The sequence below is a fragment of the Saccharothrix violaceirubra genome (genome assembly GCF_014203755.1).
Classification (GTDB): domain Bacteria; phylum Actinomycetota; class Actinomycetes; order Mycobacteriales; family Pseudonocardiaceae; genus Actinosynnema; species Actinosynnema violaceirubrum.
In genome coordinates this window covers 3,801,856-3,813,411 of sequence record NZ_JACHJS010000001.1, presented here as the reverse complement: position 1 = coordinate 3,813,411, position 11,556 = coordinate 3,801,856, and the positions used below count along the sequence as shown (strand labels likewise).

The 11,556-nt window shown below is 71.3% G+C and carries 7 protein-coding genes and 1 pseudogene; 4 read left to right on the top strand and 4 right to left on the bottom strand.

The features are described from left to right. Nucleotides 1–125 precede the first annotated feature (125 nt). Nucleotides 126–704, top strand: coding sequence for a DoxX family membrane protein (locus F4559_RS17870; protein WP_184670147.1), 579 nt, complete (start codon nucleotides 126–128; stop codon nucleotides 702–704). A 138-nt stretch (nucleotides 705–842) separates the two neighbouring features. After that, nucleotides 843–2,078, top strand: a complete 1,236-nt coding sequence (locus tag F4559_RS17865; protein WP_184670145.1) for an MFS transporter — start codon at nucleotides 843–845, stop codon at nucleotides 2,076–2,078. A 19-nt stretch (nucleotides 2,079–2,097) separates the two neighbouring features. On the opposite strand, the pseudogene F4559_RS17860 reads toward F4559_RS17865, so the two are convergent. Both F4559_RS17860 and F4559_RS17855 read right to left on the bottom strand, forming a co-directional pair. Then, a pseudogene (locus F4559_RS17860) lies at nucleotides 2,098–3,119 on the bottom strand (IS5 family transposase). Nucleotides 3,120–3,185: 66 nt separating this feature from the next. After that, complete coding sequence (locus tag F4559_RS17855) at nucleotides 3,186–3,380, bottom strand: hypothetical protein (protein WP_184670143.1); 195 nt, start codon at nucleotides 3,378–3,380, stop codon at nucleotides 3,186–3,188. A gap of 115 nt (nucleotides 3,381–3,495) precedes the next feature. Between F4559_RS17855 and F4559_RS17850 the strand changes: the two genes are divergently transcribed. Then, a complete protein-coding gene (locus F4559_RS17850) occupies nucleotides 3,496–6,975 on the top strand; it encodes an NACHT domain-containing protein (protein ID WP_184670141.1) in 3,480 nt (1,159 codons plus the stop codon). On the opposite strand, the gene F4559_RS17845 is transcribed toward F4559_RS17850, so the two are convergent. Next, a complete protein-coding gene (locus F4559_RS17845; RefSeq protein WP_184670140.1) occupies nucleotides 6,976–7,389 on the bottom strand; it encodes a response regulator in 414 nt (137 codons plus the stop codon). It abuts the gene before it with no gap. Continuing rightward, nucleotides 7,386–9,233 (bottom strand): PP2C family protein-serine/threonine phosphatase, encoded by a 1,848-nt coding sequence (locus F4559_RS17840; protein WP_184670138.1) that lies wholly within the window; start codon nucleotides 9,231–9,233, stop codon nucleotides 7,386–7,388. Before F4559_RS17840 ends, F4559_RS17845 begins: the two co-directional genes overlap by 4 nt. 123 nt (nucleotides 9,234–9,356) lie before the next feature. On the opposite strand from F4559_RS17840, the gene F4559_RS17835 reads away from it, so the two are divergent. Next, nucleotides 9,357–11,546 carry an ATP-binding protein gene (locus F4559_RS17835; RefSeq protein ID WP_184670136.1) on the top strand — a complete coding sequence of 730 codons (2,190 nt, stop codon included), beginning with the start codon at nucleotides 9,357–9,359 and terminating at the stop codon, nucleotides 11,544–11,546. The last annotated feature ends 10 nt before the right edge of the window (nucleotides 11,547–11,556 follow it).

Here is an 11,556-nt window from a genome sequence, read left to right as displayed (position 1 = left end):
ATTCTATTTATTCAGTGATGGCCGAATAAATGCACTGGTCCCGGGTCGATGAGGTCTTTCGGCCGCGTCGGCCAGCCGATTCGCACCGGAGGCTGAGGGCAGGGACGAGAGCGAAGGAGACGGTCATGACGGCGTTCGTCCATTCGACATCCACAGTGGGCAGTGCGGAGCGGGTGGGGACCCGGGTCGGTGCCGGGGCCGCCGCACTCGCGGTCCTGCGGGTGCTGATCGGGTTCGTGTTCCTGTGGGCGTTCCTCGACAAGCTTTTCGGACTCGGCTACGCCACCAAGGCGGCCAACGCGTGGATCGACGGCGGGTCGCCCACGAAGGGTTTTCTCGGCCGGGTGGCCGTGGGGCCGTTCGAGGACGTCTTCCACGCCTGGGCGGGGACGTGGTGGGCCGACTGGTCGTTCATGCTCGGGTTGCTCGGCATCGGGCTCGCCGTCGTGCTCGGGGTCGGGCTGCGGGTGGCCGCGGTGGCGGGCACCGTGATGATGGCGTTCATGTGGGTCGCCGAATGGCCGCCCGCGCGGTTCACCTCGGCCGGTGCGGCCACCATGTCGACCAACCCGGTCGTCGACTACCACGTGCTGTACGCGCTGGCGTTGATCGTCGTCGCCGCGTCGGGTGCGGGTGCCGTGTGGGGGCTCGGGCGCTGGTGGGCGTCGCTGCCGGTGGTCCGCGATCACGCCTGGCTGCGGTGAGTCGCGGAGGAGCCCGCCGGCCGGGTGCCGGCGGGCTTCGGCGTGGCGGCGATTTATTCCGCCGACCGTTCCGAGCCCGGTCCGTCCCGGTTCGTGGGCGTGCTGGTCTCGGCCTCGCCGGGACGCCAGCATGATCGGATGGGTCAGGGACTGGGTGCGGCGTTCCCCGCGCTGAGGGAGCGCCACTACCGCGTCTTCTGGATCACCGGCCTGGTGTCGAACACCGGGACCGCGATGCAGGCCGTCGCGCTCGACTGGTACGTGCTGACGATCACCGGCAGCGGCACGGCGGTGGGCTGGGCGATCGGGTTGCAGTACGCGCCCGTGCTGCTGTTCGGGCTGTGGGGCGGGTCGGTCGTCGACCGGTTCCCCCGGCGCACGGTGCTGCTGGTGGCGCAGACGCTCTACGCGCTCCAAGCCGCGACGCTGGCCGTGCTCGTGTTCACCGGCACCGCGCAGCTGTGGGCGATCTACGCGCTGTCGTTCCTGCTCGGCTCGGTGTTCCTGGTGGAGAACCCGACGCGGTTGTCCTTCGTGAGCGAGCTGGTCGGCCGGACGCTGATCCCCAACGCGGCGAGCCTGAACATCGCGTCGCTGACGGCCGCCCGGCTGACCGGTCCGGCCATCGGCGGCCTGCTGATCACCTGGGTCGGTCCGGGCTGGGTGTTCGCGGTGAACTTCGTGTCGTTCGGCGTGGTGATCGGCGGGCTGCTGTCGATCGCCACGCGGGCCGCGCCGCGCCGCGCGACGATCAGCGCCTCCGCCGGGGTCACCTACGTGCTCGGCCGGCCGGGGTTGGTGGGTGTGCTGGCGGCGTTCGGCGTCGTGGCCACGTTCGGGCTGAACTTCCCGATCACGCTGACGATGTTCGCGGGCGAGGAGTTCGGGCTGGGTGCCTGGGGGCTGGGCGTCATGTCCACGGCCATGGCCGTGGGGATGGTCGCCGGGACGGTGACGGTCGGGCGGCGCGTGTTCCCGTCGGTCCGGACCGTGATGGTGGCCGCCGTCGCCTTCGGCGTGCTGGAGTGCGTCGCGGCGGTCATGCCGGTGTACCCGGCGTTCCTGGTGGTGTTGGCCGCGACGGGGTTCGCGGTGATGTCGCTCAACACGTTCGTCAGCGCCTACGTGCAGCTCGACGTGACCGAGGCGGTGCGCAGCCGGGTCATGGCGATCTACACCGTGATCTCCATGGGCGGCACCCCGATCGGCGGCCCGATCATCGGCTGGGTGTCCGAGCACGCGGGCGTGCGGGTGGGCATGGCCGCCGGCGGGGTGGTGTCGATCGCGTTCGGCCTCGGGGCCGCGCTGTGGTTCGCCCGCCGGGGCGGCCTGGCCGTGATGCCGTCGCCCACCTCCCGGGCGGTGTCGACCTAGGAGCTGTTTGGGGTTGGGATCATGTGGTTGGGGTAAGGGTCTTCAACCACACGATGGCTCCTCGTAGATGCAGTCCGGCCTCGTAGCTTTGTGGTGTCTTGTCGTAGCGGGTGGCCAGTCCGCGCCATGTCTTGATCTTCTGGAAGAGGCGTTCGACGGTGTTGCGCCGCCGGTAGCGCACGGGATCGAAGGACACAGGCCGCCCGCCGGCGGAGCCCTTGTTCCTGCGGTTGGCCCGCTGGTCGGTCTTCTCCGGGATCACAGCCGTGATCCGGCGGCGGCGTAGGTAGGCCCGGTTGGCTTTGGAGGAGTACGCCTTGTCCGCGGCCACCGCGTCCGGACGGGTGCGCGGCCTTCCGACCGGGCCGGGAACCCGGATCCGGTCCAGCACCGTCCGGAATTGCGGGCTGTCCCCGGCCTGGCCAGGGGTGAGCACGAACGCCAACGGCAGCCCGGCGGCGTCGACCGCGGTGTGGACCTTGCTGCTCAGCCCGCCCCGGGACCGGCCGAGCCCGGCCGCCGCAGCCCGCGCCTTCCGACGGCGCCTACGGGCGGCACGGTCCCGACCGGCAGATGTGCCCGCGTCGGTCGTGTCCGGCGCGGACCGCGACGCACCACCCGCAGCACGCTCCGCTGGACGGGCAACGGAGCCCCTTTTTCCCCGGTCAACGCCTGTTCCAGCGCGTCAAGGGTCTCCCCGGTCACCGCGAGTCCGGCCGATTCGTGGTGTGCCCGCACGATCGTGGAGTCCACGCTCACCAGTTCCAGGTCGACCTGTCCGCGGGAGGCGGCCTCGGCGATCAGCGCCTCCATCAGCGTCTGGAACACTCCGGTCTTCGCCCAGGTGTTGAACCGGGAGTAGACGGTGGACCAGGGACCGTACCGTTCGGGCACGTCACGCCAGCCTGACCCGGTGCGGAACCGCCACAGGATCCCGTTGAACTGCTCCCGCACCCGACGTGGCAACGGCCCGGTGGCCGCCACCGGCATATGCGGCTCGATCAACGCCCACTCGGCATCGGTCAGATCAAAACGCGCCACATCCGTGTTCTACCAGCCCAACCAGCACACCACCGGGCCCACCTAGATCCGAACTTCAAACAGCTCCTAGCGCAGGGCACGGACCACGGCCGCGCGCTCGGTCGAGCCGGTGTCCCGCACGGCGACTTCGAGTCGTCGCGTGACCTCTTCCTCGCGGCGCACGACGGTCCGGTGCCGGATCCACAACCGGACCAGGCCCGCGATCGTCGCGAGCACCACGTACACCGCCGGGTGGCCCGCCGCCTCCGCCAACTGGTTCATGCCGATCCCCTTCGTACGCCCGTTGCTGCATCCGGGGTCGACTGTTCGGCACGCGTCCGGTTTCCCTCTACAGTCGGGAAACCCGTGGGAAATCCGACGCGTCGACGAGGGAGCCATGCCGGGTGGCCGTCCATCGCAGGGCAAGCAGCAGCGCTACGCGGAACTGGAGGAGTTGGCCGCCTGGTTCCACCAGGCACTGGGCGACGCGGGGTTCGGCAGCGTCCACGAGTTCCTGGCCCTCAGGCTCTTCGAGAAGAACGCGGTCTACGGCGTCTTCAACGCGAGCCGCCTGCTGACCCTGGAGTCCACCCAGTCCCTGGCCGTCGCGCTCCACCGGGAACCCGGCGCGGTCGTCGACGTGTGGGTGCGTGCCAAGGAGGGGCGCGACCGGGAGGCCATGGCGAGGGAACGTGCCGAGTCGCCGCGCCTGGAGCGCTGGACGGACTGCCCGTTGCCGACCCTGGCCGTGCGAAACCTCTTGGAAGCGCAGGCCGTCGCGGTGGACCGCCTGCCCTACCGGTTGTTGGGCGTGGACGAGCCGCCGTTGTCCACGATCTACGTCCGCCAGCAGATCCGCCCGGCGGCGACCGCCGAACCGGAGGAGCCGGGGATGCCGCGCGGCACGGCGGACGAGCGGCGTTCGGCCGCCACCGGGTCGCAGGCCGCCCTGCCCGTGTCGGAGGTGTTGGAACGGCACGACCACCTGTTGGTCACCGGTGAACCGGGCGCGGGCAAGTCGACGTTGAGCAACCACCTGGCCCGCGTGCTGTCCCGGGTCTGGTTGCGCGAGGACAGCGCGACCAAGGCCCCGCTGACGGAGCCGGTCGTGCCCGTGCGGGTGTCGGCGCGGTCGTTGGACGGCACGGGGTCGTGGAGCGCGGTCCTGGCCGCCGCCGTCCGCCGGACCTTGGGCCGGACGCTCGTGCAGGACCCGGACGCGGGCATGTTCGCCGGTCGCGTCCAGGGCGCGCGGTGGCTGGTCCTGGTCGACGGGTTGGACGAGATCCCCGATCCGCGTGTGCGCGGTGACGTGATCCGCACGATCGCCCAGCACGCCCGGCCGGGCTCGGACTACCGCTTCGTCGTCACGACGCGCGGCCTGCCCGAGTCCGAGCTGTCGCCGTTCCGCTCGGCCGCGATGGGCGGCTACGTCATCCAGCCGTTCGCCCGCGCCGAGTTGGAGTTGTTCGCCCGGTACTGGTTCACCGCGCAGAACCTGGGGACGGCCAAGGAGGAGACGGAACGCTTCCTGCGGGAGACCTCGGACGGCCGGCTCAGTGAACTGGTCCGCAACCCGCTGCTGGCCACGATCGCCGCCGTCACCGCGGTGAAGGACGGTGCACGTCCGCTGCCGACGAGCCGGATCAGCCTGTACGAACGCTTCTGCGGCTATCTGGCCGGTGATCGGGACAGCCCCCGTGACCTGTTGGACGACCTGCGCCGGCACTACCACGACGACCCCGCGCGGCTGGCGTGCGTCAAGTGGCTGCACGCGGTCCGGTTCGACCTGCTCGCCGTCCTGGCCCGCGAACGCCTGGAAACCCAGGACCCGCTGTGGCCGGTCGCGCAGCGGTGGGTGCGCGAGCACGCGGACGCGGTGTTGCTCGACGGCTGGGAGGAGCACCTCTGGGAGGAGCTGATCGGCACCGGTCTGGTGGTGGCCAACGAGCGCGAGTTGCGTTTCCTGCACCAGTCGTTCGCGGAGTTCCTGGCGGCCCGGTTCCACGCGGAGTCCATCGGCGACGACTTCGCCGACCTGGACGCGTGGATCCGTCGCGGGTTGAAGGACGCGGAACGCACGTTCGCCCTGTTCACTTTCGCGCTCTGGGCCGCCGTGCCCGGCCACGACATCGCCACCGTGGTGACCAGGCTGTTGTCCTCCTACGACCCGCGACGGGTGTTGCTGGCGGGCCACCTGGTGGCTGAAGGTGTCGCGACTCCGACCGCCGTGGTCGAGCGTGTGGTGGCCCGACTCGTGGCGCTGGCCCGCAATTCCGACGACTTCGACACGGCCACGGGTGCGCTCGACGTCCTCGGTGGGTTGTTCGATCACCGCTGGGCGGCCGGCCATCTGGAATCGATCGCGGAACACCCGGACCTGGATGTGGGCCGACGGATGGCGGCGGTCGTCGCCCTTGAGCGGCTGACCGGGGACTCGCACCGGGTCCGTCCTCTGCTGACCGCGCTGCTGCCGTCCTGCTACAGCGGACCCTTGCGTCGGGCCGCGCCGATGGCCCTCCGACTCGGACCCGAGGTCGTCGGCGAGGTGCGTGCGCGGGCGTTGGCGATGGTGCACGAACCCGACCTCGGCATCGGTACCAGGGTCGGCGCGACCGAGGTGTTGGCCGATCTCGGCCTGGTGGCCGAGATGAAGGAGGTGGCCTGCTCGGTCTTCGCCGACCGGCAGGCGAACGCGGCCCGCCTGAAACGTGTCCTCACCGCCTGGCACGATGCCGTCGGCGCCGAGGCGATCGCCGAATTGGCCGCACAGGTGTCGGCGAGGCCTGCCGACGACCACGTCGGTCGTCTGGAGATCGCCGCGTTCGTGAGCCGCGCCGGTGATCGGGCAACGGTCGAGCAAGTGACGGAAGCGGTCCTGGAAGACCCGTACGCCTCGATGTACTCGGTACAGGAAGCCTTGATCCAGTTGTTGAGGCTACGAGGTGACGACGGCGTGGCGGCCGTCGTCACCATGGCCGACGAGTGGATTGGCCGCGCCGAGGCCGTGTCGGTCTGGTATGCCGGTTCACTGCTCAAACTGGCGGTGGACGTCGTGCCCCACGACTCTTTGGCGAAACGGGCCTGGGCCTACATCGAAGTGGCGGCTCTGAACGGTTTCGGGCTGAAGGGGTTTGTCGGTGCCTGGCTCGCGGCCGGGACGGAGTCCGCCGGGAAGTTGGCCGCGATCCTGGGCGACGGCCGGTGCTTCCACCCTTCGGCCCGGGTCGAAATCGCCGGACACCTGAACGGTGTCGGAGCGCACGCGTCAGCGTCGGAGTGGGCCGAAAGTGTATTGCGCAATGTCGATTTCACCATGCGCGAGTGGAGTCGTGACATGGCGCGTGTGCTTTTGGAATGCGAACCTGCGACCGGGGCGGCAACGCTGCTCCATCTCGCTGCCGGGCGGCCTTGCCCGCCTGTCGACTGGCTGCGAGGTGTGCTGGACGCCCTTGATCCCGAGTACCCCGACGCGGCGATCCGGATTGCCGCCGTGCTGGCAGACCACCCCCGCGTGACGGGGGCGGAGCTGAAGGCCGCGCTGTCCGCACAGGTGATCCATGGTGACAAATCCGATGCGGAGGCTGTCGCCGTCGCGGTGGTACGACACGAATTGTCGTTCCACGAAAGTCGTGCGCTCGCGCGGCTTCTTGCCGCGAGCGGTGAACACGACCTCGCGATCAGGGCATGGAGTCTGCTGTTGTCGACGCAGGAGAACGGTCTGTGGAACGAGATCGAACTGGTCGACGATTTCCGGTGTGCCGGTGTGGAGGACTGGGCGCGGAACCGCTTCAACGAACTGGTCGGCGACCCCTCCCTCGCGCCACGACGGCGTAGGCAACTGCGGCAGATGCTCGCCGTGCTCGACGTCGAGTGATCACCCCGACGCCCGGTTCTCCAACCAGTAGTCGACGGCCCCCTGCAACACCGTGCGGAACAGGGCGAAGTTGACCGGCTTGTACACGTAACTGTCCGCGCCCGCCGCGTAACAGCGGTCGATGTCCTCGGTCGTCGTGGACGACGTGAACACGATGATCGTCGTGTCGTCGAACGCCCCGTCGGCGCGCAGGTCCGACAACACGCGGTGGCCGTCGGTGCCGGGCATGTTCAGGTCCAGCAGCAGCAGACCGGGCCGGGGGCGGGACGGGTCGTGCAGGCGGGTCACGGCGGCGTCGCCGTCGGGCACGAACTCCAGCGTCAGCTCCGGGTGGGAACGGGACAGGGCGCGGGCCACGGCCTCGCGGTCCACCTCGTTGTCCTCCACCACCAGGACCAGGGTGTCGTCGGTCATCGGGTCAGTTCCGCCCAGCTGGTCCGGTCGTGGTGGGTGAGTTCCAGGCGTGCCCAGTCCGCGTCGCCGTGGACGGTGACGTGGACCGGGTCGTCGACGAGGTCCAGGAAGAGCGCCATGTCCTCGGGCAGGTGGTGGCCGACCAGGTCGAGCACGGCCGCCGGCACCTCCGACGGGGGTAGCGTCGTGTCCAGCAGCGTCGGGCCGACGTGGCGGATCGCGAGGACGGCGGCGTCGTCCACCACGCGGTAGCGCTCGGTCCCGGCGAGCAGTCTCGACACCAGCGTCGGCAACGGCAGGCCGCGCAGCCCCGACAGCATGGGCAGCAGTTCCGTGTCGCCGAAGAACCGGCCCTGGTCGTCGCGCGATTCCAGCAGTCCGTCGGTGAGCAGGACGACGCAGTCGCCGGGTTCGACGAGGTCGGTGACCGGTCGCAGGTTCAGGTCGGGCACGACGCCGACCAGGCGTCCGGTGCACGCGGCCTCGGTCACGGTGCCGTCGCGGCGCAGCAGCAACGGCGGCGGGTGGCCCGCGCTGTGGGTCTCCACGCGCAGGTCGCGTCCCGCCGGGGTGAAGGTGGCCGTGGCCAGGGTCAGGAACCGGGAGATGCCGTTGTCGAGCATCTTGGCGTTGAGGATCTCCACGGCGTGCGCCGCCGGCCGGCCCTCGCCCAGCACGGTCTCCAGGGTGTGGCGGGCGAGGCCCGTCAGCGCCGCCGCCGGTGCGCCGCGCCCGCACACGTCGCCGATCAACGCGGTCGTGGTGTCGCCGTGCGTGACCATACCGTAGAAGTCGCCGCCCACTTCCAACGCGTGGTCGGCGACGTTGTACGCGGCGGCCAGTTCCAGGCCGGGCACGGTCGGCAGGCGGGTGGGCAGCAGGTGTTGTTGCAGGGACAGGACGTCGTCGCGGCGCTGTTCGTAGAGGGTGGCGTTGTCGATCGCGAGCGCGGCACGTCCGGCCAGGTCGCGCAGGAACGCCACGGAGGTGCGGCGTGGCGGCGTGGCGCGGTGGAAGAACGTCAGCAGGCCGACCTCGCGTCCCCGTGCGCGCAGCACGGTGGTGGACATCGTGGTCAGGCCCACGTCGGCGGGCAGGCCCGACGGTCGTGGTTCGTCGTGCGGGCCGGGCTCGTCGACGGCCCACCGTCCCCGGTCGAGGTGTTCGGTGAGCAGGCGTTCGCGGCGGGCGTCGACGTGCGCCACGCCGACCTGGTCCAGCCGGTCGCCGCGCCGGATGTGCACGACCGCGCCGTCGGCCAGCGCGGGCACGGCCATGCGCACGACGGCGCGCAGCGTGTCGGCGATGTCGAGCGAGGCGTCCATCCGCAGCGACGCCTCGGCCAGGATCGCGTCCCGGGCCTGCTGGTCGTCGAGCGCGCGCTGTTCGCTGATCCGCACGTCGGCGAGGGTGACGATCTCCGACACCTGGCGCAGGGCGGTGTGCAGTCCGGCCGGGTCGTCGGCGTCGGTGCCCGCGCCGAGCAGGCCGCGCTGGCCGTCGGCCAGTTCGATCAGGGCGACGACGAACCGGCGGGCGCCGGCCATCCGGCCGAACGCCGAGGGCGGCAGGTCGGCGACGCCCAGGCGGTGCGGCGGGCCGCCCGTCGCCAGCCACGCGCGCAGCTCCTCGGCCAGTCCCGGGGGCGAGGTGCGGATGCCGTCGGCGTCGGCCCAGCGGGCGAGCATCACCCGGTCGTCGGCCGTCAACCGGGCTCCGACCAGGCACGACACGCCCGGTAGCGACAGCAGGCCGTGGTACAGCTCGTCGGTGAACCCGTTCGTGCTGCCCGCCTGGCACGCGACCCGCCACAGCTCGTGCAGCCTGGTCGACCATGGGTCCATGTGTTCAGCTCCTACGACCTCTCCGTCCGCAGGTGCGGGCATGGGGAACTGTAAGGTGCCCGTTCGACGGCGATCGCACACCACCCGCCGCTGTGTCGGGTCTCGCAGAGTCCGGGGGACCTCGTGGACGAGCGTGAACTGGCCGCGGAGACGGCCTTCGACCTGTCGGTGTGCCTGGCCGAGCCGATCCACCGCCTCAACGGCATCCAGTCCTATGGTGCGCTGCTCGCGGTCGACGCGGCCGGGCTGGTCGAGGTCGCCTCGGTGGGGTGCGCGGACGTTCTTGGTGTCGTGTGCGGGCCGGGCGTGCCGGTCGTGGACGTGGTCGGTGTGGCCGGTTGGGCGGACGTGGCGCGGACGTTGGCCGCGCCGACCGGCGACCGGGGTGTGTTGGGCCTGACCGTGGCGGGCGGCGCGTTCGACGTCACGGTGTACCGGTCGGACGGTCGGGTGGTCCTGGAGTTCGAGCCGCCGACCGCCGGGCGGCCGTTCGTGTTCTCGCAGTTCTACCCGTCGGTGCGCACGGCGTTGACCCGGCTCCAGCACGAGCGCACGGTGGTGGACGTGTGCGCGGCGGCGGTGGCCGAGATCCGCGCGTTGACCGGCTACGACCGGGTCGTGGCCTACCGTTTCGAGGGGGCGGACGGTCCGGGCGAGGTGATCGCGGAGTCGGTGGCCGAGCCGGTGGAGCCGTGGCTGGGGCTGTGGTTCCCGGCGACCGACATCCCGCCGCAGGCCCGGCGGTTGTACGAGCGCAACTGGATCCGGGTGATCCACGACATCGACGATGTCACGGTGGCGCTGGACCCGCCGGTGCTGCCCGACACGGGTCTGCCGCTGGACCTGTCGGACTCGACCCTGCGCACCGTGTCCGGCTTCCACCTCGAGTACCTGCGGAACATCGGCGTGGCGTCGTCGATGTCCGTGTCGTTGCTGCACGAGGGCAGGTTGTGGGGCTTGATCGCGTGCCACGGCCTGGCACCGCGCCGGTTGAGCGCGGAGGTGCGGGCGGCGTGCGAGTTCTTCGGCGTGACGCTGTCGCTGCAACTGGCCGCGATGCAGGAGTCCGAGGTGGACCGGGCCCGGTCGGCTGCCCGGTCCGCGCTGTCCCGGCTGGTCGCCGAGTTGGACGGCGAGGTGGTGGCGGCGGTCGCGGCGTATGGTGACCTGCTCGCCGCGCTGGTCCCGGCCGACGCCGTGGTCACGCGGTCGTCGGTCGTCGGCGGGCGTCCGCCGGGGGAGACGGCGCTGCGGGCGCTGTGGGAGCACGTGCCCCCGCTGGCCGCCGGGCAGGTGTGGAGCCGGGACGAACTGCCGGAGCTGGCCGCGTACGCGGAGGAGTTGAGCGGCGTGCTCGTGCTCGGCCTTGACGACGACGGCGGTGCGGTGGCGTGGACCCGGCGTGAGCGTCGGGCGGCTCGGACGTGGGCGGCCGATCCCGGTGTCCCGGTGCGCCTGGGACCGCACGGCGAGCGCCTGACGCCGCGCGGGTCGTCGGCGGTCTACCGTGAGGTGACGCGGGGTCGGTGCGTGCCGTGGACCGACGCGGACGAGGCCGTGGCGCGGGAACTGGGGTACGCCGTGACCCGGCAGGCGGCGCGCAACTCCGCGCGGTTGGCCGCGTTGAACGACGAGCTGCGGCGCGCGAACCACGACCTGGACGCGTTCACGCATGTGGCCGCGCACGAGATGAAGGAGCCGCTGCGGGGCATCGCGACGACGGCGGCGTTCATCGGCGAGGACGCCGAGGACCTCGACCCGGTGACGCGCCGCCGGCTGGACACCATCCAGGGCCTGGCCCAGCGGATGGACGAGCTGATCAACTCCCTGCTGCACTTCGCCCAGCTCGGTCAGGCCGACCTGCGGCGGGCGGAGGTCGACCTGCGCGCGGCGGTCGGGCAGGCCCTGGAGATCGCCGGCCCGCGCCTGGTCGAGTGCCGGGTCGAGTTGATCCCGCCCCCGCCGGGCACCACGGTGACCGCCGACCCCGACCGCCTTCAGGAGGTGTTGATCAACCTGTTGGTCAACGCCGCGAAGTACGCGCGCGCCGACCTGCCCCGGACCGTGGAGGTCGGGGTGGAGTCGTCGGCGGTGTTCGTGCGGGACAACGGCATCGGCATTCCGTTGACGCACCAGGACGAGGTGTTCCGCCTGTTCCGCAGGCTGCACCCGCGTGAGGCGCGGGGCGGCGGCCACGGCGCGGGGTTGGCGATCGTGGCCCGGATCGTGGAACGCCACGGCGGCACGCTGTGGCTCGACTCGACCCCGGACGCCGGCACGACGGTGTGGTTCACCCTGCCCGGCACGGGGTGACCGACGGTCA

Bases quoted from the DNA above. Each gene is read 5' to 3' on its own strand.
- F4559_RS17870 (WP_184670147.1), top strand. From the start codon at position 126: ATGACGGCGTTCGTCCATTCGACATCCACAGTGGGCAGTGCGGAGCGG.
- F4559_RS17865 (WP_184670145.1), top strand. From the start codon at position 843: ATGGGTCAGGGACTGGGTGCGGCGTTCCCCGCGCTGAGGGAGCGCCAC.
- F4559_RS17855 (WP_184670143.1), bottom strand. From the start codon at position 3,380: ATGAACCAGTTGGCGGAGGCGGCGGGCCACCCGGCGGTGTACGTGGTG.
- F4559_RS17850 (WP_184670141.1), top strand. From the start codon at position 3,496: ATGCCGGGTGGCCGTCCATCGCAGGGCAAGCAGCAGCGCTACGCGGAA.
- F4559_RS17845 (WP_184670140.1), bottom strand. From the start codon at position 7,389: ATGACCGACGACACCCTGGTCCTGGTGGTGGAGGACAACGAGGTGGAC.
- F4559_RS17840 (WP_184670138.1), bottom strand. From the start codon at position 9,233: ATGGACCCATGGTCGACCAGGCTGCACGAGCTGTGGCGGGTCGCGTGC.